At 62.1% G+C, this 23871-nt stretch carries 23 protein-coding genes; 10 read left to right on the plus strand and 13 right to left on the minus strand.

Translation table 11 applies throughout. From position 1 onward, the window contains the following. Positions 1-36 precede the first annotated feature (36 nt). The 3 genes from BHD06_RS17155 to BHD06_RS17165 all read right to left on the minus strand — a co-directional run bounded on the left by BHD06_RS17155 (position 37) and on the right by BHD06_RS17165 (position 2918). The gene (locus tag BHD06_RS17155) at positions 37-1317 is read right to left on the minus strand and encodes a TRAP transporter large permease (protein ID WP_080458206.1); all 1281 of its coding nucleotides are present in this window, start codon (positions 1315-1317) and stop codon (positions 37-39) included. A gap of 2 nt (positions 1318-1319) precedes the next feature. Continuing rightward, positions 1320-1850 carry a TRAP transporter small permease gene (locus tag BHD06_RS17160; protein ID WP_254892457.1) on the minus strand — a complete coding sequence of 177 codons (531 nt, stop codon included), beginning with the start codon at positions 1848-1850 and terminating at the stop codon, positions 1320-1322. Between the two features lie 72 nt (positions 1851-1922). Then, on the minus strand, positions 1923-2918 hold the full coding sequence (locus BHD06_RS17165; RefSeq protein ID WP_080458208.1) for a TRAP transporter substrate-binding protein: 996 nt from the start codon (positions 2916-2918) through the stop codon (positions 1923-1925). A 400-nt stretch (positions 2919-3318) separates the two neighbouring features. On the opposite strand from BHD06_RS17165, the gene BHD06_RS17170 reads away from it, so the two are divergent. After that, positions 3319-3855 carry a redoxin domain-containing protein gene (locus tag BHD06_RS17170; protein WP_080458209.1) on the plus strand — a complete coding sequence of 179 codons (537 nt, stop codon included), beginning with the start codon at positions 3319-3321 and terminating at the stop codon, positions 3853-3855. 178 nt (positions 3856-4033) lie between these two features. On the opposite strand, the gene dgcN is transcribed toward BHD06_RS17170, so the two are convergent. Then, positions 4034-5035, minus strand: a complete 1002-nt coding sequence (gene dgcN, locus BHD06_RS17175) for an N-acetyltransferase DgcN (protein WP_080458210.1) — start codon at positions 5033-5035, stop codon at positions 4034-4036. A 258-nt stretch (positions 5036-5293) separates the two neighbouring features. Here dgcN and BHD06_RS17180 point away from each other — a divergent pair, with 258 nt between their 5' ends. From BHD06_RS17180 to BHD06_RS17190, 3 genes are read left to right on the plus strand one after another with little or no spacing between them, the layout of a single operon-like run. Further along, positions 5294-6253 carry an L-malyl-CoA/beta-methylmalyl-CoA lyase gene (locus BHD06_RS17180; protein WP_080458211.1) on the plus strand — a complete coding sequence of 320 codons (960 nt, stop codon included), beginning with the start codon at positions 5294-5296 and terminating at the stop codon, positions 6251-6253. Between the two features lie 53 nt (positions 6254-6306). Then, entirely contained in the window at positions 6307-6495 is a 189-nt protein-coding gene (locus BHD06_RS17185) for a type II toxin-antitoxin system CcdA family antitoxin (RefSeq protein WP_254892461.1), read from the plus strand. After that, positions 6495-6791: a CcdB family protein gene (locus BHD06_RS17190; protein WP_080458213.1), complete on the plus strand. Its 297-nt coding sequence runs from the start codon at positions 6495-6497 to the stop codon at positions 6789-6791. The genes BHD06_RS17185 and BHD06_RS17190 overlap by 1 nt, the downstream gene beginning before the upstream one ends. A gap of 11 nt (positions 6792-6802) precedes the next feature. On the opposite strand, the gene BHD06_RS17195 is transcribed toward BHD06_RS17190, so the two are convergent. The 4 genes from BHD06_RS17195 to ald all read right to left on the minus strand — a co-directional run bounded on the left by BHD06_RS17195 (position 6803) and on the right by ald (position 12541). Further along, the gene (locus BHD06_RS17195) at positions 6803-8896 is read right to left on the minus strand and encodes a dipeptide ABC transporter ATP-binding protein (RefSeq protein ID WP_376764858.1); all 2094 of its coding nucleotides are present in this window, start codon (positions 8894-8896) and stop codon (positions 6803-6805) included. A 23-nt stretch (positions 8897-8919) separates the two neighbouring features. Continuing rightward, positions 8920-10104 carry an ABC transporter permease gene (locus tag BHD06_RS17200; protein ID WP_080458214.1) on the minus strand — a complete coding sequence of 395 codons (1185 nt, stop codon included), beginning with the start codon at positions 10102-10104 and terminating at the stop codon, positions 8920-8922. Between the two features lie 151 nt (positions 10105-10255). After that, on the minus strand, positions 10256-11302 hold the full coding sequence (locus BHD06_RS17205) for an ABC transporter permease (RefSeq protein ID WP_080458215.1): 1047 nt from the start codon (positions 11300-11302) through the stop codon (positions 10256-10258). 126 nt (positions 11303-11428) lie between these two features. Beyond that, complete coding sequence (gene ald, locus BHD06_RS17210) at positions 11429-12541, minus strand: alanine dehydrogenase (RefSeq protein WP_080458216.1); 1113 nt, start codon at positions 12539-12541, stop codon at positions 11429-11431. 139 nt (positions 12542-12680) lie between these two features. Between ald and BHD06_RS17215 the strand changes: the two genes are divergently transcribed. Then, complete coding sequence (locus BHD06_RS17215) at positions 12681-13139, plus strand: Lrp/AsnC family transcriptional regulator (RefSeq protein WP_080458217.1); 459 nt, start codon at positions 12681-12683, stop codon at positions 13137-13139. Positions 13140-13405: 266 nt separating this feature from the next. Here BHD06_RS17215 and pnp read toward each other — a convergent pair whose 3' ends face one another. The 5 genes from pnp to fliF form a co-directional block, all read right to left on the minus strand. After that, a complete protein-coding gene (pnp, locus tag BHD06_RS17220) occupies positions 13406-15547 on the minus strand; it encodes a polyribonucleotide nucleotidyltransferase (protein ID WP_080458218.1) in 2142 nt (713 codons plus the stop codon). Between the two features lie 215 nt (positions 15548-15762). Continuing rightward, positions 15763-16500 carry a flagellar type III secretion system pore protein FliP gene (fliP, locus tag BHD06_RS17225; protein ID WP_080458219.1) on the minus strand — a complete coding sequence of 246 codons (738 nt, stop codon included), beginning with the start codon at positions 16498-16500 and terminating at the stop codon, positions 15763-15765. After that, on the minus strand, positions 16497-16799 hold the full coding sequence (locus tag BHD06_RS17230) for a FliM/FliN family flagellar motor C-terminal domain-containing protein (RefSeq protein WP_080458220.1): 303 nt from the start codon (positions 16797-16799) through the stop codon (positions 16497-16499). The genes fliP and BHD06_RS17230 overlap by 4 nt, the downstream gene beginning before the upstream one ends. Beyond that, a complete protein-coding gene (locus tag BHD06_RS17235; protein ID WP_080458221.1) occupies positions 16796-17383 on the minus strand; it encodes a flagellar biosynthesis protein in 588 nt (195 codons plus the stop codon). The genes BHD06_RS17230 and BHD06_RS17235 overlap by 4 nt, the downstream gene beginning before the upstream one ends. Beyond that, on the minus strand, positions 17380-18990 hold the full coding sequence (gene fliF, locus BHD06_RS17240; RefSeq protein WP_080458222.1) for a flagellar basal-body MS-ring/collar protein FliF: 1611 nt from the start codon (positions 18988-18990) through the stop codon (positions 17380-17382). The genes BHD06_RS17235 and fliF overlap by 4 nt, the downstream gene beginning before the upstream one ends. Positions 18991-19112: 122 nt before the next feature. On the opposite strand from fliF, the gene fliL reads away from it, so the two are divergent. The 5 genes from fliL to BHD06_RS17265 all read left to right on the plus strand — a co-directional run bounded on the left by fliL (position 19113) and on the right by BHD06_RS17265 (position 23815). Next, positions 19113-19613 (plus strand): flagellar basal body-associated protein FliL, encoded by a 501-nt coding sequence (gene fliL, locus BHD06_RS17245; protein ID WP_080458223.1) that lies wholly within the window; start codon positions 19113-19115, stop codon positions 19611-19613. 11 nt (positions 19614-19624) lie between these two features. Beyond that, positions 19625-20008, plus strand: coding sequence for a DUF6468 domain-containing protein (locus BHD06_RS17250; protein WP_080458224.1), 384 nt, complete (start codon positions 19625-19627; stop codon positions 20006-20008). Further along, on the plus strand, positions 20008-20613 hold the full coding sequence (locus tag BHD06_RS17255; protein ID WP_080458225.1) for a MotE family protein: 606 nt from the start codon (positions 20008-20010) through the stop codon (positions 20611-20613). Before BHD06_RS17250 ends, BHD06_RS17255 begins: the two co-directional genes overlap by 1 nt. Before the next feature lie 71 nt (positions 20614-20684). After that, complete coding sequence (gene motA / locus BHD06_RS17260) at positions 20685-21554, plus strand: flagellar motor stator protein MotA (protein ID WP_080458226.1); 870 nt, start codon at positions 20685-20687, stop codon at positions 21552-21554. Continuing rightward, positions 21551-23815: a hypothetical protein gene (locus tag BHD06_RS17265; RefSeq protein ID WP_080458227.1), complete on the plus strand. Its 2265-nt coding sequence runs from the start codon at positions 21551-21553 to the stop codon at positions 23813-23815. The genes motA and BHD06_RS17265 overlap by 4 nt, the downstream gene beginning before the upstream one ends. Positions 23816-23871: the final 56 nt, after the last annotated feature.

A 23871-nucleotide genomic window follows, 5' to 3' on the forward strand; every position in this document is an offset into this window, starting at 1 on the left:
CAGAACCTCTTGCTAGCATTTTATCTTGGGCCGCATTTATTCAAGCAGCGATGGCAGAAACAGGGACACGGCGGGGACATAGGTCACTAGGACAAGCGCCGCCAGAATCGCAAGGTAGAAGGGCCAGATCGTTCTGAGCGTTTCCTCGATCCTGATCCGCCCTACGGCACAGCCCACGAACAGGCACGTGCCCACAGGTGGCGTACACAGGCCAAGGCCAAGATTGACCAAAAGCATGATCCCGAATTGCGTCGGGTCCATGCCGAGGTCTTTGACAATCGGCAAAAAGATTGGCGTGCAGATCAGGATCAGCGCTGCCATGTCCATGATCATGCCAAGGACCAGCAACATGATGTTGATCATCAGCAATACGGCGATTTTCTCTTCCGATATGCCCAGCATGAAGCCGCTCAGCTTTTCGGGCACCTGATAGAGCGCCAGAAGATAGGCAAACGAGCTTGCAAAGCCGATCAGCACCATGACCATAGCTGTCGTGCGTACGGCCGAAACGACAGAGGTTTTGAAACCCTGCCAATCCAGCGACCGATAGACAAAAAAGGTAAGCAACAGGGCGTAGATGGCCCCGAAGGCACCCGATTCCGTCACAGTGAAAACGCCCGACAGGACGCCGCCCACGATAATGACAGCCGTGACAAGGCCGGGGATCGCCTGCAAGGACGTGGTCCAGACGGCGTTCCAGCCGGGGAACGGCTCTGCGGGATAGTTGCGTTTGATCGCTATCACATAGGCCGCGATCGCCAGGCACAGACACATCAAAATGCCGGGGATTACCCCTGCAAGGAACAGCTTGGAGATCGAAATCCCACCGCCCGCCGCGACTGCAAAGATGATCATATTGTGGCTCGGCGGGATGACGATGCCCGCAATGGAGGAGGTTACCGTCACGTTGACTGCGTAATCAGCATGATACCCGCGCTCTTTCATCACCGGGATCAGGATCGAGCCAAGCGCAGAGATATCCGCGACCGCTGAGCCGGAAATGCCACCAAAAAGCATACTGGAAAAGATGTTTACCGACGCCAAACCTCCGCGCACATGTCCGACCAGGGCAGATGCAAACTTGACCAGCCTCATTGCGATGCCGCCATGCAGCATCAATTCGCCGGCAAAGACAAAGAACGGAATGGCCAGAAGGGAAAAGACCGAGATGCCAGAGATCGATCTTTGAAAGGTGATCAGCAAAGGAAAGCCTTCGTACCAGAACGCCGATGCAGCAGCGATCCCCATTGCGAAAGCAACCGGCACACCCAGCACCACGCAGACCCCGAAACTACCAAGTAGAAGTGCCAAGCCCATGATCAATAGCTGCCTTTTTCAATATATGGTTTGCCCTGCATCAGGCAGGCGATGCGAAAGGCGGCCCGCAGTCCGGTAAAGATAAAGACAAGGCCGCCGAACAGCGCCGCCGAGAGGGACCGAAAGCTTTCGGGGATGTTCAGCATAGGCAGCAACGTATCCCAGCCGAATTTGAACAGCTCGACACTGGCGATCATCATGATCAGCCCGAAACCCGCGAGAATGATATCAATCAACAGCTTCAGGAACGTGCTGATCCTCAACCCCATCATGTCACGAAAGATCGTCACACCCAGATGGGTATTTTCGTGAATGCCAACAGCCGCGCCCAGATAGGTGATGTAGCAGATCAGCAAGAGTGCCAGTTGTTCCACCCATGTCGGCGTGGCGTTCAGTACATAACGCCCAAAAACAAGCCAGCCAAACGTTGCAACCAAAACCACAAGGGCAACCGAAGCGGCAACCATACAAAGAAGGCTCAGTCCATCCAGCACGCATTCAGTCCGGTGCATCCAGCGGGGTTCCTGTTCCACGAACCAATTCCTTTGGGTTGAAGAGGGTCCGCCCCGGCATGAACAGGGCGGACATTGTTTCAAAGGCGCTGATCAGTCTGCGTTGCGGAACAGATTGACCAGATCGGTCATTTCAGGATTGGCCGCCAGAAATTTTTCATAAACCGGTGCCATTGCGGTTTGAAACGCGGCTTTGTCGGCAATCTCGTTCACTTCGACACCGCCATCCGCGATGATCTTCATCGAGGCCGCTTCGCGCTCGGCCCACAGCCTGCGTTGCAGATCGGTCGAGTTCTTACCAGCCGTCTTGACGATTTCCTGCTGCTCTGGCGTGAGTGCATAAAAGGTCTTTTTGCTCATGCACAGACACTCGGGAATGATCAGGTGCTGCGTCAGCGAGTAGTACTTTGCAACTTCGAAGTGGCTGGTGGATTCGTAGGACGGCGGGTTGTTCTCGGCTCCGTCGACCACACCGGTCTTGATCGACTGATAGACCTCGGCAAAGGCCATCGGTGTTGCGTTGCCGCCCATGGATTCGATCATGCCCACGAACAGGTCGTTGTTCATGACGCGCACCTTCATGCCCGCAACGTCTGCGGGCGTGTTGATCGGCTTGACCGAGTTATAGAATGACCGCGCACCGGCGTCATAATACCCGAGCGCTACGATGCCCTTTTCTTCCAGTGCCACACCAAGGGCCGCGCCGGGGGCACCGTCCATCAATTTATACATCTGCGGAACGCTTTTGAACACGAAAGGCAGGGAAACGACGTTTGTCGCCGGAACGGCCTGACCCATCGGCCCAAGACTGAAAACGCCAAAGTCCAGAATGCCAAGGCGCAGCTGTTCGATCGCATCAGGCTGAGAGCCCAGAACGCCTGCATGAAACACCTTGCCTTTGATCTCGCCGCCGGTCTCTTCGGTGACTTCGGCCATGAAGGCTTCCATGCCGTGCGACACGGGATAATCCTCGACGTGGATGTTCCAGCCGCGCCAGTCTTTTGCTTCGGCAACCAATGGCGTCATCGCCAGAGTCGTTGCGGCAGCAAGGACGAACGCTCCACGACTAATGATGTTGGGGATTTTCATTATTGTTTCCTCCTCAGGACAAATTATTGCAAAATAACTCACATAGGTTACAAATTTTTACAAGTAATATTTTTGGAGATCTCGCGTGCTCACGCCCGGCGTTCTTATTTCGTGGTTCCCGATTAGGGCGGTCTCTAGGACGCCGAGTTGGGGAGTTTTTTCAGTTTTGCAAAGGGATACGCGGGCTCTGGTCGCGTCTTGCGAGATGCAATGAACTGGGAGGGAACGTTAGCCAACAGAATGAAAACCGGCCCGTCCAACCTTTGAATCAGCGACAGAATCATTCGAACGGCGCCACTTGAGGGTCTCACTGCAAAAAAACCTAACCCACGGGTTGGATACGATCTATAGAAACGGCATCCCAAGACGGAAATGCGTCTCAAACCTGAAAGGTCATAAAATGACACAATCCACTTTGCCTGCTGGGTCCAAGCTTTGCGGCGGGGCGCGGTTTCCAGAATTTCAGGTTCCAAAATCTGGCGGCGGCACCCTTCGGTTTGGCGGCACCCAGGACCGCTGGTCCTTGCTGATTGTCTATCGCGGCAAACATTGCGGGCGGTGTAAGAATTACCTGAACAAGTTCGAAAAATCCTACGCAGACTGGAAAAATTCCGGATTTGATGTTGCCTGTGTTTCCGCAGACCCTCTTGAGAAAGTCACCGACGACATTGCTCGCTTTGGCTGGACATTCGATATCGGTTACGATCTGCAAGAAGACGACATGCGCAAGATGGGCCTTTATATCAGCGATCCGTTATCCGCGCAGGAAACCGACCGCCGGTTCGCCGAACCCGGCGTTTTCTGTATCAGACCGGATGGCACGGCCCAGATTATCGCCATCTCAAACGGCCCGGCTGCGCGGCCCGATCTTGATGAGTTGCTGGACGGTATGATCTTTACCATCGAAAATGAGCGTCCGGCGCGTGGCACTGTATGACCCTGCTGGATGAGAACCGGCTTTTCCCGACGCGGAAACCGGCGGCGTTTGTAGCTGACTTTTGTGTCTGCCCCGACTCCGCCTACGCCCGGATCAATGAACCAGCAACCTCAGCCCCGTTAATGTGACAACACCCCGCGTGAGGCATCCGACAGATGCCCCACGCGGTGCCGCCGGATCACATCGCGGCGAGTGCCTCGACCAGCTTGCCTGGCCCGAAGCGATACGGATCGGTCGCGGGCAGGCCCATCTCTGTCTCGACCTTGTCCAGATAGGCGCGCGCCTCGGCCTCGTTCATGTGCTGCGTGTTGACCGATACGCCAACCACCTGACACGCGGGATTGGCGACCCGCGCCAGCGGCAGCGCGGTGTCGCGCAACTGCTCCAGAGAGGGCAGGGTGTATCCAGGCAAACCGCGCATATGGGCGCGTGTCGGCTCGTGGCTGAGGATCAGCGCATCGGGCTGCCCGCCATGGATGAGCGCCATGGTCACCCCCGAAAAGGACACGTGAAAGAGGCTGCCCTGCCCCTCGATCAGGTCCCAGTGATCGGGGTCATTGTCGGGTGTCAGCCACTCCACCGACCCGGCCATGAAATCGGCGACAACGGCGTCGAGTGGCACGCCGTTCCCGGTGATCAGGATGCCGGTCTGCCCGGTGGCGCGAAAGGTCGCCTTCATACCGCGCGCGTGCATCTCGCGCTCCATCGCCATCGCGGTATACATCTTGCCGACCGAACAATCGGTGCCCACGGCCAGACAGCGCTTGCCGCGGCGTTTGGTGCCATCCGCGATCGGATATTTCACCGACGGCACCCGCACGTCATGCAACTTGCGCCCGGTCGCCTCGGCCACGGCCTTCAGATCGGGCTCGTCGTGCAGCAGGTTGTGCAGCCCGGAGGCGAGATCGAAGCCCTCCTCAAGCGCGGACACCAACACCTTCTTCCATTCGGGGCTAATGATGCCACCGCGATTGGCAACGCCGATAACGAGGGTGCGCACACCGGCGGCTTTCGCCTCCTCCAGCGTCATGTCGGTCAGACCCAGATCGGCCCCGCAGCCGGGCAGCCGGAACTGGCCCAGGGCATTCTCGGGCCGCCAGTCGCGGATGCCGATGGCCACCTTGGCGGCCAGCATGTCGGGCGCATCGCCCAGAAACAACAGATAGGGGGTCTCGATCATGGCAGATGCTCCAAGCATTCGGAATTCAGGGGAATTTCCGACGAGTCAAACGCGATTTCATACGTATTTCAATGCGAAAGGCAGAAATATCGCATGATCCTGTCGCGAATTATCCTCGCGCTCGAATTTTCTGCGATCCGTGCCAAAGCCTGACTAGCGTGATCTGCGACGGAAAAGCCGCTTGCGGAGCGGCGCGCAATTTCATACCCAAAGCCGCGACGTTCACGTAATTTCCTTAACCAACGGAGCGACCCCAAGATGAGCTTTCGCCTGCAACCGACGCCCCCCGCCCGTCCGAATCGCTGCCAGCTGTTCGGCCCCGGCTCCAACACCAAGCTGTTCGAGAAAATGGCGGCGAGTGCTGCGGACGTGATCAATATCGACCTTGAGGATTCAGTGGCCCCCACCGACAAGGACGTGGCGCGCAAGAATACGATTGAGGCGATCAATGAGGTGGAATGGGGCAAGAAAACCCTGTCGGTGCGCATCAACAGCCTCGATTCTCCGTTCTGGTATCGCGATGTGGTGGACCTGCTTGAACAGGCCGGTGACCGGCTCGATCAGATCATGATCCCCAAGGTGGGATGCGGCGGGGATATCTATGCCGTCGACGCGCTCGTCACCGCAATCGAGGCCGCCAAGGGGCGCAGAAAGCGGATCGGTTTCGAGGTGATCATCGAATCCGCCGCCGGCATCGCCCATGTTGAGGAGATCGCCGCCGCCAGCCCCCGCATGCAGGCGATGAGCCTGGGTGCCGCCGATTTCGCGGCTTCGATGGGCATGTCCACCACCGGCATCGGTGGCACGCAGGAAGATTACTACATGCTGCATGAGGGCGCAAAATACTGGGCCGACCCGTGGCATTGGGCGCAGACCGCGATTGTTGCGGCCTGCCGCACGCATGGTATCTTGCCGGTCGATGGTCCGTTCGGCGATTTCTCGGATGATGAGGGCTTTCGCGCGCAGGCGCGGCGCTCAGCCACCCTCGGGATGGTTGGAAAATGGGCGATCCACCCCAAGCAGATCGCGCTCTCCAACGAGATTTTCACCCCGTCCGACGAGGCGGTCGCGGAAGCGCGTGAGATTCTTCAGGCGATGGAAGAGGCGACCGCACGCGGCGAAGGCGCCACCACCTACAAGGGTCGCCTCGTCGATATCGCCTCGATCAAGCAGGCCGAGGTGATCGTGCGTCAGGCCGAGATGATCGCAGGGCAATAACCTTGGCAGGGGCGGCCCAAAGGGTCGCCCTTTTCGGTATTGGTGCAGGGCTCTTGTCAGGGGCCCGTGCGATGAAGTTCAATGTGTCATTCATCAGTGAAGCGGCCCTGGCCGCAGCGGTTCAGAAAAAGCAGGCGCGCGCCTGGGGCCAAGAGAATGCTGAGGCCATCCAGGAACGCCGCAGCGGGATCGAGGGTAACGCCCTGCCGCTCGCCGATCACCAGATCCTCAAGAACGACTGATGGCTCAGCTCCACGCTTGCCGCCTGCCGAGCGAAATTCTTGTTCTCGATTTGCAGACCGATCTGATCGACGTCGGATCGCGGATCGTGGCCCGGCTGATTCCGTTGAGCAACGGGCCGCGCCCTTTGACCCGGCTTGAACCGATTTTCGAGTTCGACGGCCTACCGCATGTCCTGCACCTCGCGGAAATGGCCGCTGTCAGATCGAGTGCGGTGTCCAGCGCCGCCGTCGCTGATCTCACCAACCGCGATTACGAAATTCGCGGCGCGCTCAACATGGGTTGCTTAGGGTTCTGAGCGAAAAGACCTTATTCCGCCGCGATCTTGATCACCGGCTCCATCCGGTCGAGCATCTCTTGTGACAGGTGGCATTTGACCTGATGGCCGGGGGCGAGGTCGCGCACCGGAGGCACCTCTCTCTCGCAGAGCCCGTTCGGTACCTCGGATTTCCAGCGGCAGCGCGTCTGAAACGGGCAGCCGGGCGGCGGATTCATCGCCGAAGGCACATCCCCCTCCAGCACGATATGGCGCTTTTCGACACTGGTATCGGCGATCGGCACCGCCGACAGGAGCGCCTCGGTATAGGGGTGATAGGGGGGTGAAAAGACCTGATCGGTTGTGCCCAGTTCGACCACATGTCCCAGATACATCACCATCACACGGTCGCTGAGATAACGCACGATGCTGAGATCATGAGAAATGAAAAGCAATGTCGTCTTCTGCTTGCGCTGGATCTCCATCAGCAGGTCGGTCACCGCCGCCTGTACGCTTACATCGAGCGCCGAGACGGGCTCGTCCGCCACCACGATGCGCGCGCCGCCGGCAAAGGCGCGGGCGATGCCGACACGCTGTTTCTGCCCACCCGAAAGCTGACGTGGCATGCGGTCGGCGAATTCGCGCGGTAGCTTGACCAGATCGAGCAGGCGCAGCATCTCGTCGCGGCGTTCCTGATCCGATGCGCCGATGCCGAACACTTCGAGCGCGCGGATGATCTGGCGGCCCACGGTCATCGACGGGTTGAGCGTATCGAACGGGTTCTGGAACACCATCTGCACATCCGCCACGGTCTGCGTGTCCCGCCTTTCAATGGGAATGTCCTCGATATTGCGGTTGTCGAGCAGGATCTGCCCTTCGGTCGCCGTCTCCAGGCCCATCAGCACCTTGGCGAAGGTGGATTTTCCGCAGCCCGATTCGCCGACAATGGCCAGCGTCTCGCTCTCGCGCGCCTCGAAGCTGAGGGTCTCGTTGGCCTTGACCACCTTTTTCGCGCCGCCCCCGCCGAAAAGCGCGTTGGCCGCCACCTCGTAATATTTCTTGAGCTTGTCCATCTTGAGCACGACCTGGCCCGGCTCGCCCGCCTCGTGCTGCGCCATCGCCTCCACGGGGGCGTGCCAGTCGATGTCGCGGTAGCGCAGGCAGCGGGTGAAATGCCGGTCGTTGTCTTCGATCACCGCCATGGGGATGTCACCGGCATCGCATTGCCCGCTCTGGAAATAGTCGCAGCGCGGCCCGAAATTGCACCCCTGTGGCCGCTCATGCGGCAGGGGAAAGTTGCCGGGAATGGCCTTGAGCGGGCGGCTGTTCTTGTTTGCGCCGGGCAGCGGGATCGAGCGAAAGAGCGCCTGCGTGTAGGGGTGCTGCATCTTGTCGAACACGTCCGTGATGCTGCCGGTCTCCACCGCCTCGCCGGAATACATCACGCAGATGCGGTCGCAGGTTTCCAGCACGAGCCCGAGATTATGCGAAATGAACAGCATCGAGGTGCCGTATTTGCGCCCCAGATCCTTGACGAGGTCCACCACCGCCGCCTCGACCGTCACATCGAGCGCGGTGGTCGGCTCGTCGAGAATGAGCAGCGACGGCTTGGACATCAGCGCCATGGCGATGACGATGCGTTGTTGCTGCCCGCCTGAGAGCTGATGTGGATAGCTTTTCATGATCCGCTCGGGATCGGGCAGCTTGACGTCGTTCACAACCTCGAGCGCGCGCGCCCAGGCGTCTTTCTCGGAAATACCCTCATGGATCATCGGCACTTCGATCAGCTGACGGCCCACCTTCATGGCGGGGTTCAGCGACGCCATCGGCTCCTGATAGATCATCGCGATCTCGTTGCCGCGAATGTGGCGCAGCTCCGCCGCGCTTATCTTGCTCAGATCCTGACCCTTGAAACGGACCGAGCCGCTGACGATACGACCGTTGACGCCCAGATCCTGCATCACGCCAAGCGCCACGGTGGATTTGCCGCAGCCGGATTCGCCCACCAGCCCCACGGCCTCGCCCGGCTGCACGGCGACGGAAAAATCCATCACCGCCGGGATTTCCCGCAGGCGGGTGAAAAAGGAAATCGACAGGTTCTCGATCTCGAGGATCGGTCCGTCATAGTCCGGCTTGGCCATGTCCATCTCTTTCATCGTTTTTTAAATACTCAATCCCGCAGGCTTTCCTCGCGCAGACCGTCGGCCAGCAGATTGAGCCCCAGAACAAGGCTCAAAAGCGCGAAGGCAGGCGGCAGGGCGGGGTGGAGATACATCGACAGGAGCTTGCGCCCCTCGTTGATCGTGCTGCCCCAATCCGGGCTCTCGGGGCTGAGGCCGAGGCCGAAGAAGCCGAGCGTGCCGAGCAGGATCGTCGTATAGCCGATGCGCAGGCAGAAATCGACCAGCAGAGGCCCGCGCACATTGGGCAGGATTTCCCACAGCATGATATACCACGGCCCCTCGCCCCGGGTCTGCGCGGCGGCGACATAGTCGCGGGTTTTGATATCCATGGTGAGGCCGCGCACGATGCGGAACACGGTGGGCGAGTTGACGAAGACCACCGCCACGAACACCACGAGCAGGTTGGGTGGAAAGCTTACGAGGCCGAGCGGATCGGCATTCCACGCGATGCCCGAATAGAGCCAGAGCCCAACCACCAGCGTCGCGCCGACATAGAGGTTACGCGTCGCGGGCTGCGTGTGAAAGCGCGAGTTCCACAGGAGCACGAGGAACACGATGGGAAAGATGAAGAGCACGGCGGCCATATAGACCGGGATGCCGGTCAGCACGATCTCGGGGGTGACCAGCAGGTAGAAGAGCAGGATCACGGGAAAGGCGAGGATCAGGTTGGCGAGGAAGGACAACAAGGTGTCGAGCTTGCCACCGTAATACCCCGCCGGAAGGCCGAGCGTGATGCCCACCATGAAGGCGAAGAGGCTGGCAAAAGGCGCGATCTTGATCACCTCCCAGGCGCCAACAATCATGCGGCTGAACACGTCGCGCCCCAGATTGTCGCCGCCCAGCAGGTAATAGGGGTAGGCATCCGGCGCGACCTCGCCCATCAGCTTGGTATAGGGTGTGCCGGGGACCTTGTTCTTCATCGAGGCCGATTGGTCGAGCACGTCATGCGTGGTGATCAGATCGAAAGCGCCACCGAGGATGCCGGTGAACACCCAGAACATCACGAGGGCAAAGCCGGCCATGCCAATGGGGCTGTCAAAGAGCTTGCCATAAAGCCCGAGCCGCCGCTTGAAAGTGATCGACAGAGCAAAGGTGGCGATGAGCGCGATCCAGACGGGCGTGAACTGCCCCAGTATCCGCAGGATGATCTCGGCCCAGCTTAGTGCATCCATGGTTCGACCCTTCCTGTTCTGGCCTGTCCGGCCTCGCATCCCGCCGTGATGTCCCGGTTCGACCGGGGTATCTCCGCCACGGCCCCGAACCGCAGGAGAGATTGTCCGGTCAAGCCGGACAAGGGCGCGGTCTTTGGGGCAAAATCCGCGCTCATGTTACGCTGATCCGGGGGTTGAGATAGACATATCCGATATCCGATATCAGTTGCGTCACCAGCACGACAACGACGGACACCACCGACACGGCGAGCAGCAGCTCGATATCGTTGTTGCTCGCCGCCTGAACCAGCGTCCAGCCGAAGCCCTTGTAGTTGAACAGCGTCTCGACGATCACCACGCCGTTCAGCAGCCACGGGAATTGCAGCATGATCACCGTGAAGGGTGCGATCAGTGCATTCCTCAGCGCGTGTTTCATCACGATATTGGGGAAACTCACCCCCTTGAGCCGGGCGGTGCGGATATATTGCGCGGTCATCACCTCGGCCATCGAGGCGCGGGTCATCCGCGCGATATAGCCCATCCCATAGAGCGCGATGGTCAGCACCGGAAGAAAGAAATTCTCGAAGGTCGGGTTCTCCATCGCGCTGGTCGCCGTGCCCTTGAACCATCTGAGGCCCACGGCGGTGCTGGCGAAGACCGCGATGAACAGCACGCCCGAGACATATTCCGGCGTCGCCGTGGTGGTGATCGCTAAGGTCGAGAGCGTCCGGTCGGTGCGCGAGCCTTCACGCATCCCCGCCATGACGCCCAGGATCAGCGCCGATGGCACCATCAAGAGCATCACCCAGAACATCAGTCGTCCGGTCAGTGCCAGCTTTTCGCCGATGATCTCGCCCACGTCCTTCTTGAACACGGTGGAATGGCCCCAATGGCCCTGCAGGATGCCGCAGAAACGCGGGGCCTCTTCGGCTGGCGTGTCGGGGCCGATGCAACGCCCGCGCAGGGTGCCGTCCTCGGCCTGGGTTGTCCAGCCGGGCAACACGCCCATCCATTGCCCGTATTTGACCGGCAGCGGCTCAAGATAGCCGTTGCGCCCGAGATAGCTGGCTACCTCCTCATCGGTCATGCGGAAATTGCCCTGTGTCTTGGCCAGTTTTTCGAGATTGGGATAGAGGTTCGTCAGGAAGAAGACGACAAACGTCAGGCATAGCGCAGTCAGGATCATAACCCCGAGCCTGCGCAGGATAAACATGGCCATTTTTCGCCCCCCGTTGGCGTTTTCAGAAAACGCTAGTCTACAGGGCGCGGTCGGTCCAGCATCATTTGCGACACGGATAGTCGTTTTGCGTCCCCGCACCGGGCGGATCGAGGACGCAGAACACGCTCAGAGCAGCGATTTGGGATCGACGGTCTCGATCCCGAGCGCTTCGCCCACGGCGGCATAGGTCAACTGGCCCGCGTGAACGTTGAGGCCGTTGAGCAGATGCGGATCCTCGGCGCAGGCGCGTTTCCAGCCCTTGTCGGCAAGCGCCAGCATGAACGGCATCGTGGCGTTGCCAAGCGCCAGCGTTGACGTGCGCGCGACGGCGCCGGGCATGTTGGCCACGCAGTAATGCATGATGCCGTCGACCTCGTAGATCGGATCCTGGTGCGTGGTGGCTTTCGAGGTCTCGAAACAGCCCCCCTGATCAATCGCCACATCCACCAGCACCGCACCGGGTTTCATCATCGCGAACTGATCGCGGCGGACCAGCTTGGGCGCGGCGGCGCCGGGGATCAGCACCGCACCGATCACCATATCGGCGAGCGGCAGCAATTCCTCCAGCAGGCCGACTGAGGAATAGCCGGTCTTGAACGTGCCGCCGAATACATCATCCAGATAGCGCAGCCGCGGCAACGAGCGGTCGAGCACGGTGACATCCGCGCCCATGCCCGCCGCGATCTTGGCGGCATGCGTGCCCACCACGCCGCCACCGATCACGATGACACGGGCCGGGCCCACCCCGGGCACGCCGCCCATCAGCACACCGCGCCCGCCATTGGCCTTTTGCAGCGTCCATGCGCCGACCTGCGGGGCAAGGCGGCCGGCGACCTCGGACATCGGCGCCAGCAGCGGCAGGCCGCCCGAGCGGTCCGTCACCGTCTCATAGGCAATCGCGGTGCAGCCCGACGCCAGCAGATCGCGCGTCTGCGCCTCATCGGGGGCGAGATGCAGGTAGGTGAACAAAAGCTGCCCCTCGCGCAGCATCTTACGCTCGGCGGCCTGGGGCTCCTTGACCTTGACGATCATGTCGGCGGTTGCGAAGATCTCGGCGGCGGTGTCGATGATGGTGGCACCCGTGGCCTCATAGGCGGCGTCGTCAAAGCCTGCGCCGATGCCCGCGCCCGCCTGAATGATCACCTCGTGACCATGGCTCACGGCTTCCTGCGCGGCATTGGGTGTCATGCCGACGCGAAATTCCTGGGGTTTGATTTCCGTGGGGCAGCCGATTTTCATGTCAAGGTTCTCCTCCGATTGACTTAGCATGAGAATGCCGCAGACAGCGCGCAAGGCGGTTGAATTTTTCCTCGTCCAGACGGACTTTTTGTGAATAATGTTCACTGGAATTGCATTTGCTTCGAAAGGTCTTGTGCGTATGTCCCTGGATCAGACAGACCGGCGCTTGTTGCAGGTGCTTCAGCGGCGCGGCCGTATCTCCAATGCGGACCTCGCTGAGGAGGTCAATCTCTCGGCCTCGGCCTGTCACAGACGGGTGCAACGGCTCGAGGCGGATGAGTATATCAAGGGATATGTCGCGCTGCTGGATGTTCGCAAGATGGGGGTGCCCGCGACCATATTCGTCGAGATCAGGCTGAGCACGCAGGCGGATGAGGTTCTGGAGGCGTTCGAGAAGGCGGTGGCGCGGGTGCCGGATGTCCTGGAATGTCATTTGACCGCAGGGGCGGCGGATTACATTCTCAAGATCGTCGCCGAAGACACCGAGGACTTTGCCCGCATTCACCGGCAATACCTGACGCGCCTGCCGGGCGTGGCCAAGATGCAGTCGAGTTTTGCCTTGCGTACAGTCTTTTCCACGACAGCCCTGCCGGTGTGACCGGACGGATATGAAAATCGGCCCCGGTGTTTCCACCGGGGCCTACTGGTACGCGAAACCGTGAGTGGTGTCGCACCTGCACTGAACTCGAACCCAAGTCACTCGTATCTGGAACGCTCAATCCAATTTTATGGTGCAATTATGGAGGAAAAATCGACGCTTGTCGGGTCAGGAAAACCTTACCTTTGGCATGGAAATGCGGATGATGTTACGTAAAAAGGGCCCCGGCGCGGCGCGGCGGGGCCCTTTTATGAGTGTCAATCGGATCAGGCGTCGTCTTTTTCGCGCGCGTCGGGCTGGATTTCCTCGCCGGTCTGCTGATCGACCATCTTCATCGACAGCCGCACCTTGCCGCGATCGTCAAAGCCCAGGAGCTTGACCTTCACATCCTGCCCTTCCTTGAGCACGTCGCTCGGATGGTTCAGGCGGCGGTTCTCGATCTGGCTGACATGCACCAGCCCGTCACGCTTGCCGAAGAAGTTCACGAAGGCCCCGAAATCGACGATCTTGACGACCTTGCCGTCATAGATCTGGCCCTCTTCCGGCTCGGCCACGATTGACCAGATCATGTCATAGGCCTTCTTGATCGACTCGCCGTTGGGCGACGCGATCTTGATGATGCCTTCGTCGTTGATATCGACCTTGGCACCTGACACTTCAACGATCTCGCGGATCACCTTGCCGCCCGACCCGATGACTTCGCGGATCTTGTCGGTGGGGATCTGCATGGTCTCGATGCGCGGCGCGTGGATGCTGAAATCAGCAGCACCAGACAGCGCCTTGTCCATCTCGCCCAGGATATGCATGCGCCCGGCTTTCGCCTGTTCCAGCGCCTGCTTCATGATCTCGGGCGTGATGCCCGCGACCTTGATATCCATCTGCAAGGAGGTGATGCCCTCCGCGGTGCCCGCCACCTTGAAATCCATGTCGCCAAGGTGATCTTCATCACCCAGGATATCCGACAGGATCGCGAACTCGCCGTCCTCTTCGAGCACGAGGCCCATGGCCACACCGGCCACCGAGGTCTTGAGCGGCACGCCCGCATCCATCATCGACAGCGACCCGCCACAGACCGAGGCCATGGAGGAAGAACCGTTCGATTCCGTGATCTCCGAGACCAGACGGATGGTGTAGGGGAAATCGGTCGCGGGCGGCAGCACCGCCTGAAGCGCGCGCCAAGCAAGCTTGCCATGACCGATTTCACGACGACCCGGAGGGCCCACGCGTCCGGCTTCACCCACCGAATAGGGAGGGAAGTTGTAATGCAGCAGGAAGTTCGATTTGAAGTTCCCGTGCAGCGCGTCGATGAACTGCTCGTCGTCGCCGGTGCCGAGCGTGGTCACCACGAGGCCCTGCGTCTCGCCGCGGGTAAACAGCGCCGAGCCGTGGGTGCGCGGAAGCAGGCCGGTTTCACAGACGATCGGGCGGATTTCATCCAGACGGCGCCCGTCGATGCGGTTGCCGTTCTTGACGACATCGCCGCGCAGGACGACCGACTCGAGCTTTTTCAAGGCCGACCCGAGATTGCCGTCTTCAAGCTGCTCTTCGCTCAACTGCGCCTTGATGGCCTCTTTTGCAGCAGAGATTGCATGCGTCCGCTCCTGCTTGTCGCGGATGGCAAAGGCGGCGCGCATCTGCTCTTCACCGGCGGCTTTGACGGCTGCGTAGAGGTCGGAGTAATCCGGCGGGGTGAAGTTGAACGGCTCCTTGGCACAATCTTCGGCCAGCGAGATGATCAGGTCACAGACCGGCTGGATCTGCTCATGCGCGAAGGTCACCGCGCCAAGCATCTCTTCCTCGGTCAGCTCATAGGCCTCGGACTCGACCATCATCACCGCGTCCTTGGTGCCCGCGACAACCAGATCGAGACGCTGCTCGGGGTTGTTGCGCAGGTTGTGCATGTCGTCGATCTCGGGGTTGAGGATATATTCCCCATCCGAGAAGCCGACGCGGCAGCCTGCGATCGGGCCCCGGAACGGCGCGCCAGAAATGGTCAGCGCGGCGGAAGTCGCGATCATCGCGACGATATCGGGATCATTGACCAGATCGTGGCTGAGAACGGTACACATCACCAGCGTTTCGTTCTTGAAACCCGGCACGAAAAGCGGGCGGATCGGACGGTCGATCAGACGCGCGGTCAGGGTCTCTTTCTCGGTGGGGCGGGCCTCACGCTTGAAGAAGCCACCCGGCACCTTGCCCGCCGCGTAGTATTTTTCCTGATAATGAACGGTCAGCGGAAAGAAATCCATTCCCGGCTTCTGTTCCTTGGCAAAGGTCACGTTCGCCATGACCGAGGTCTCACCAAGGGTGGCGATCACCGACCCGTCGGCCTGACGGGCGATCTTGCCGGTTTCCAGTGTGAGCGTTTCCTCGCCCCACTGCATCGATTTTTTCGTCTCTTTGAACATCTGTCGTTTCCTAGCTGAGAGCACTCCCGGGCGTATCCCGGGTCTCCCGTTACAATGACGGCCCCATTGCCGCCGACCCCAATCATTCACATGCGCCCAGGGTCAAAGGCATCACGTCTCAGATGCGCGCGCATTACAGGAGTTTGCTTTGGATTGAAAGCGGCATGTGTCGCGGTCCTCGCGAGGTGCCGGGCGCGGAGATCGTCGCGCCGCGCTTACATGTATCCGCGCACCAGGGCCTCGGCAAGCAGCGTCCAGCCATCAGCGATCACGAAGAACGCGAGCTTGAACGGCAGTGAAACGATGGCCGGCGGCACCATCATCATGCCCATCGACATCAGGATCGCCGCGATCACCAGATCGATGATCAGGAAGGGCAGGAAGATCAGGAACCCGATCTGGAAGGCCCGCGCGATCTCGGACAGCATGAAGCTGGGGATCAGCACCGAAAGCGGGGCCTCCGGCCCGCTCGGGATCTGGCTAGCATCGGGGCGCAGTGCCGCCATTGCGGCGAAGGTGTCGGGGTCGAGCCGCTGTGCCATGAAGCCGCGAAACGGAGTGATGGCGCGGGTAAGCCCCTCGTCCAGTGGGACCGTCTCTTCGAGCAGCGGGGCGATGCCCTGCGTCCAGGCCTCGGAAAAGACCGGCTCCATCACGAAATAGGTCAAAAAGAGCGCGAGGCTGACGATCAGCATGTTAGGCGGCGATTGCTGAAGGCCGATACCGGTGCGCAGGATCGACAGCACGGTCACGATGAAGGGAAAGCAGGTGATCATGATGGCGATGCCCGGTGCAAGGCTGAGCACCGTGACAAGCGCGATCAGCTGCACCGTGCGCGCGGTGATCGAGCCGCCCTCGCCAAACGAGATCGACAGGTCCTGGGCCATCGCGGCGCTCGCGCAGAAGAGCGTCAGCGTGGCGATCAGCCAGACCCGCGCGCGCAGGATCGTCATCCGAGGCCGTCCTGAAGATTGGCCACCTCGGTCAGGCGCACGGCGAGCTGACCCGCTTGGTCGCCTTCCATCTCCTCGAGCTGACCGCGCGCGATCAGACGTTCGCCGATATAGAGCTCAACCGCGTCATCGACCCGGCGATCGAGCGGCAGCACCGCGTCCTTGCCGAGTTTCAGCAGGTCGCGGATCAGGGGGCGCGCCTTGCCGACCGAAATCGTGATCTCGATCGGTACGGTGGAAAACGGATTGCTCAAATCCGGTTTGGCCGATGTCGGCGGGGCGGTTGCGGGCTCGGTCATGCGATTGCCTTTCTGTTCTCTTCGAAAAAGCCGGAGACGGCGTGCTCGATCGCCCGGAGCACCGAGTCGAGGTTGACCTCCTCCTCGGTCTCGCCGAAGCGCAGGAAAATCTGGCCGGGGGCCAGGGTGTCGTCCTCGGCAAGGGTGATGTCGAGGCCGGGCAGGGTCTCGGTCAGCGTTTCCATGCGGTTCATGTCGCCGGGGGCGGCCGCGATCACGATGGGTTGGCGGCCGTGGTCCAGGGCCTTTTCCTGCAGGATTTCGGCCAGACGGGGCGCGAGCGTGTCCTGGCTCAGGGGGGGCAGGACCGTCGCCACCATCTGTTCGAGCAAAGGGTGCAGGGCATTGAGCACGGCGGCATAGGCTTCCTCATAGGTGAAGGTGAGATCCTGCAGGTTCTGGGCGAGGTCGGCGGTGATCCTGCGCTCGTCCTCTTTCTGGGATTTGACCGCGTCGTCCCACCCGGCCTGATAGCCGGTCTCGAAGGCGGCCAGCCGCTCTTCCTCGAGCGAGATATCGGTGATCGAGATCGCGGTGCCGCGCAGGCTCTCGCCGAAATCTTCAAGCAGATGCGCGATTGTCATCGGGCCTTCTCCTCTTCCTCGCCTTCCAGCCAACTGCGCAGGATCTCGATGGTTTCCTCCTGCCGCTGGCCGATCAGGTTGCGCAGGCGGGCGACCGGATCGTCGTCCTGGCCGATCCGCTCGGACGTGTCCGTCGATTTGTCGGAGACCAGCGCAAGTCGGCTGCTGTCGAACTCGCCCTCGTCGATTTCACCAGTGAGCGGGGTTGCCGCCTCGGGCGCGGCCGGGGCGGCATCAGGCCCGGGCGACGCCTCAAGCCGCGCTGCGGCGGGCGTCGGGGGACGGGCCAGGATGGGCCGCACCACGAAAAGCCCCAGGATGATCGCCACGAGCGCCAGCACGATGCCCTGGATCAGCGCCATGACGTCAAGCGCGAGCCGGTCGAAGAGCCCTGGCACGGCCAGCGTACCTGCGGGTTCGAGGGTTTCGAATGTCATCATCCTGAGGGTCAGCACATCGCCGCGTTCGGGATTAAGCCCGACCGCCGAGGCCACCAGTTCGCGCAGTGCGTCGAGTTCTTCCTGCGGGCGCGGCTCGACCGTGGTTGCGCCGGTCGCATCGGTGTCGGTGATCCCGTTGACCAGCACGGCGACGCTCAGACGCTTGATCGCGCCCGGCCCCTGGGTGATCTCGCGTTCGGTTGTTGAGACCTCGTAATTCACCCGTTCGCGGGTCTCGGTGTTCTGGCTCGACGAGGTGTTTTCGGCCCCTGCATCGCCATCGGGCAGGTTCGAGGCCACGGTGACGCCTCCGCCCTGATCGGAGGAGGTTTCCGCGCTTTCCTCGGAATCGGTGCTGATCGCCACCCGGCTTTCGGGATCGAATCGCCGCTCGCGGATCGCCTCGCTGCGCATCACCGTCTCGAGCGTCACCTCGACCACGGCATTGCCGCGCCCGACCCGCGCCTCGAGCAGCCGCTCGGCGCGTTGCCGCAGGGCCGCGGCACGATCGTCGGGGGCGTTGGCCGGGGCGTCCTCAACACCGATCAGCCCGCCCTCTGCATCAATGATCGCGACATCCTCCGGGGCCAGACCCGGCACCGCAGAGGCGACGAGAAACCGCAGCGCGCGCGCATGTTTGGGGCTGATTCCACCCGGTTGCGTCGTCACCGAAACCGAGGCCGATTGGCGAATGTCGCGCTGAAACGGGTTGTTGCCGGAGGAGGCGAGATGCACGCGCGCGCTGCGGATCGCGGGGTGGGCGAGGATGGTGCGGGCCAGCTCGCCTTCCTTTGCGCGCCAATAGGCGGCATCGAACATCTGCGATGTGGTGCCGAAACCCGACAGCCCATCGAGCAGCTCGTATCCCTTGGCGGAGGAGGCCGGAAGCCCCTCTCCGGCCAGGGTCATGCGCAGCGCGTCGCGTTGCGCGCCATCGACGAAGATCGAATCGCCGCGCACCTCATGGGCCACGCCGCGCTGTTGCAGCGCTGCGACCACCTCGCCCGCAGCCCCGCCTTCGAGTCCCGCGTAAAGCAGGCTCAACTGCGGCTCCGAGGCCATGCGGGCCAACGCCAGGACCGCCCAGAACATGGCGAGGGTCGCCACCCCCACGATCACGCGCCGCCGCATGTCGAGGGAGTGCCAGAGGGTCACAATTTGCTGCAAGGTGTTGCCTCCTGATCCGCGGCGTTCTGCCGGTCGATGGGGTCATCATTCGCCGATCAGGCTTAACAATCGGTTAGTTTCTCTGGGTCATATTGGCCGCGAGGCAAGTCGAGGATTTTAGCATGGCGGACGAGGACAAGACCGAAGATCTCCCCGAGGCAGGTCGCAAACGCGGAAAATGGCCGCTGATGCTCGGGCTGGGGCTGGCACTGGTCGGTGGCGGGGCGGGATTCTACGCAGCGACGTCCGGGCTCTTGCCGTTTTTCCGCGTGCCACAGCAACAGGCCAATGAGGCCGGAGCCGGGGCGACGGTCGATTTCGGTGATGTGGTCTTTGTTCCGGTCGAGCCGCTGGTGATCTCGCTCAGTCAAGGCGGCGTGACCCGCCACCTGCGCTTTCGCGCCGAACTAGAGGTCGATCATGGGCAAGAGAGAGACGTCACGCGCCTGATGCCGCGCATCGTCGATGTGCTCAACACCTATCTGCGCGCGCTCAGCCTTGCCGACATTGAGGAGCGCGCCGCGCTTCTGCGCCTGCGCGCGCAGATGTTGCGCCGGGTGCAGATTGTCGCTGGGGCGGGCCGGATCAACGATCTTCTGGTGATGGAATTCGTATTGAACTGAAAGGGGACGGAATGGAACTGATCGCCGATATTCTGCTGGTTGCCGGGGCGCTGGGGGCCGGATTCTACTGCTACGTGCTTGCCCGTCGGCTCAGCCGCTTCAACGATCTGGAAAACGGGGTCGGCGGGGCCGTGGCCGTGCTCTCGGCGCAGGTCGACGATCTTACGCGGACGTTACGTGCGGCACAGCAAACGGCGGGCGAATCGACCCGGTCGCTGGACGATCTGACCGACCGGGCCGAGCGCGTGGCCAAGCGTCTCGAACTTATGGTCGCCTCGATGCATGATTTGCCGGACGAGCCGCAGGTGCCGAATCAGACAGCGGCTGCGGGCGGCCTCCAGGACGGTGCGGTCTTTCATCGCCATGCCATGGCCCACGACGAGGAGGCCACGTGATGAGGCGTGCCCGCCCCCGCCAGACGCGCCTGAGGGCCCGAGGTGCCCTCGGGCTGATCGCGGCCCTGTTGGTGACCTCGGCCTTCGTGCGGCTCGGCGGCGGTGTCGGTCAGGCGGTCGCGCGCGTGTCCGTCGGTGCGGTCGATGCGGTTGCGACGATGCCGGAAACACATGCGCCGGAAACCTGCGAACGGCCGCAGGATCTGCAGGCCATGCTGAGCGCGCTGCAAGCGCGCGAGGTCCGTCTCGACGAACGCGAAGCGAGCCTCGCCGACCGCATGCAGGCCCTGCGAATCGCGGATGGCGAAATCGCCCGCAGGCTGGCCGCGCTTCAAGAAGCCGAGGTGAGCCTGCGCGCTACGCTGGAGATCGCGGAAACCGCGGCCGAGGACGATCTTGTCCGTCTGACGAAGGTCTACGAGACGATGAAGCCGAAACAGGCCGCAGCCCTCTTCGAACAGATGGACCCGCGATTCGCCGCCGGGTTTCTCGCCCGTATGCGCCCCGAAGCCGCAGCCGAGATCATGGCGGGCCTGACGCCGGGTGCCGCGCATATGTTCAGCGTCGTGCTGGCCGGGCGCAATGCGGATGTTCCGAGCGAATGACCGGGCCGCGCTCAGCTTTTCTTAACCCGGCGGTGAAAGACTGCCCGGAGGTCTGAACGGCGGAGAAGGTGATGATCGGTATCATTGGCATTGTGGTGATTTTTGTGATGGTCTTCGGGGGCTACCTTGCCGCGGGGGGCAAGCTAGGCATCATCCTGCATGCCCTGCCGTTCGAGTTGATGATAATTGGCGGCGCGGCGATTGGGGCCTTTCTGATCAGCAATGGCGCGGGCGCGGTCAAACATACGCTTCGCGATGTCGCCAAGGTATTCAAGGGGCCGAAGTGGCAACCGGACGATTACCGCGACCTGCTGTGTCTGCTCTTCACGCTGATCCGTCTCGGGCGGCAGAACCCAGTCGCGGTGGAGGAACATATCGAGGCCCCCGAAGACTCCGCGATCTTCTCGAAATACCCGCGCATCCTCGCGGATCGCGAGGCGGTGGAGCTGATCGGCGACACGCTGCGCTCGGCCTCGATGAACTACGATGATCCCCATCAGGTCGAGGAGGTGCTCGACAAGCGCATGGAGGCGACCCAGCACCACGCTCTGCATTCGAGCCATGCGCTGCAGACCATGGCCGACGGCTTGCCCGCGCTCGGGATCGTCGCGGCGGTTCTCGGCGTCATCAAGACCATGGCTTCGATCGACCAGCCGCCGGAAATCCTCGGCAAGATGATCGGCGGGGCGCTTGTCGGGACGTTTCTCGGGGTTTTTCTGTCTTACGGGCTCGTCGGGCCCTTCGCCAGCAAGGTGCGCGACGTGGTCGAGGAGGACGCCCATTTCTACAAGCTAATTCGCGAGGTCCTGATTGCCAATCTTCACAACCACGCGGCAAATATCTGCATCGAGGTTGGCCGGCAGAATACCCCGTCGCATAAACGCCCCGGCTTTGGCGACCTGGAAGAGGCGCTGCGGGCCGTGAAGCAGGACGTCGCATGATCCGGCTCCTCGTCACTCTGCTCGCGCTGATCTTGCCCGCGATCACCGTAGCGCAAACGGTGCCGGTGCGCTCCGGAACGCATCCAGAATTCACACGTCTGGTGCTCGATATGCCACGCCGGGTCGCGTGGCGCGTCGAGAAGCGAGAGACGGGGGCATCGCTGATCTTCGAAACGCCCGACACCGTGCCCGGCCTCGATTTCGATCTCGATGCCGTCTTTGAGCGTATCGGGCGCGAGAGGGTGGGTGCGGTATCGTCCGGCCCCGGACGGCTGGAGGTCGACTTTGCCTGCGCGTGCGATGTGAGCGTGTTCTGGCATGGTGCCAGCATGCTGGTGCTCGACGTCGCGCCGATGCCGAAAACAGCCTCGGAAAAGGCTGTGTTGCGGCCATCATCGCGGCCTGTGACCATGCCGGACCGATCGCGTTCGGCCGCGTTTGGCTCGCTGACCGACCGGCTTGATGTCATGACCGGCACCGCCGCCTCGCAAGATGGGGGCGATCCGCCGGAGCCGAGGGCGATGCGCGCAGACCTCTCCGCCATGCGCGATGCACTGGTCGAACAGCTTGGCCGTGCGGCAAGCCAGGGATTGCTGACCCCGGCACGCCGCGATGTCGCCGGACCAGAGACCGACATGGCCGGTGGCGATGCGCGTGCGCCGGTGGATAGGGTGGATCCGGCACTCTCGGGCCTCGCGCCGCCCGCCGCCGTCAACCTGCGTGCCCATAGCAGCGTCGATATGGCGATCAGCGGTGCCGCGCGGCCCCCGGTCGCCGCCGTTCAGGCACAAAACTGCCCCGAATCAGACTGGGTGAATGTCGCCGCGTGGGGCGGTACGGATTCGTTCTACGAAGAACTTGGTCGCCTGAATCGTAACCTGCTGGGTGAATTCGACCGTCCGAATGACGGGGTCGCGCTGGAACTGACCCGGTTCTATCTGCATCACGGGTTCGGAGCCGAGGCCCGACTGGCCCTGACGCTGCGCAGCCACGCGGATTCGCAAAGTGACCTTCTGCGGGAGATGTCGTTCATCGTCGATCAGGAGGCTGCCGGGGACATGCCCGGCCTCGCCAGTATGCTGGCCTGCGATGCGCCTGCGATGCTCTGGGCAATGCTTGCCATCCCGGATGTGCCCAAGGATATGACCCTCGATCACAAGGGTCTGCTGCGCGCCTTCGCGCTCTTGCCGGACGGGCTGCGGCAGTCGCTCGGCCCGCCTCTCGCCCGGCGCTTGCTGAGTGCAGGGCACCGCGAGACGTCGCAATCGATCCTGCGCGTCATCGACCGCCATGAGGAGACGGATGACCCGGAAACCGCGCTTGCGCGCGCGGAGCTGGCCCGGGCCCGGAAGGAGCCCGAGCTGGAACGCAGCGCCTTGCGCGTTGCGGTGCAGGGGAATGCGACCGCCTCGGCAGAGGCGGTATTGGCTCTGGTCGAGGGGGCGTTGGAGACCGGCGAACCGGTGCCGCTCGACAGGGCCGAACTCGCCGGTGCCTATGCGCAGGAGTATCGCGGTACCGCGCTCGGGCATCGCATGACGCGTGCCTATATCGGGGCGCTGGCGCATGCGGGTGCCTATCAGGAAGCGGTGAGCGAACTCGAAAGGTTGCGCGCGGATATCGATCCCGCACGCACGGATCAGGCGACGGCCGACATGCTGATCGATCAGATGGCACGGCATGCCGACGATGTCACCTTCCTGCGCCATGTGCTGTCCGGTCGGCTCGGGGGGCCTGCGGATGTCCATCCGGCCATCGGGCGCACTATTGCCAATCGCCTGCTGGCAACGGGATTTGCGGACCGGGCGGCCGGGTTCGTGGCACCGAAACTTGCCGGGCACGAGGCGCCGGACTCGCGGCGCTTGCGGGCCGAGATCGCCCTCGCGAAGGGGCGTCCGAGAGCCGCTGAGGTGGAGTTGCTGGGCCTTGAGGGGCCAGAGGCCGACCGGCTGCGCGCGCGTGCACGCAGCCTTGCCGGGGACCATGGTGCCGCAGCACGGCTTTATGCTCTGGCCGGGCAGCCGGATGCGGCCGAGCGAGCGGCGTTTTTCGCGGCGGACCCTGCTCCACTGTCCGGTGCGAAGGACCCGATCTTGCGGGATGTCGCGGAGTTGCTGCGACAACCCGATGCCACAGAGGCCGCCGACGAGGCGCCGCCGCTCGCGCGGCACCGCCGGGCGCTCGACGCGGCGGCAACGGCGCGACAGGTGCTCGACCGGCTTCTGGCCGAGACGCCGGGCCCGGATATTCCTGTCAATTGACGGTCTCTTGCGGTGCTTACGGAATATCAACCTCCCGCCGCTATCGATGATCACGC

The organism is Roseovarius sp. A-2 (assembly GCF_002072155.1).
Lineage (GTDB): Bacteria > Pseudomonadota > Alphaproteobacteria > Rhodobacterales > Rhodobacteraceae > Roseovarius.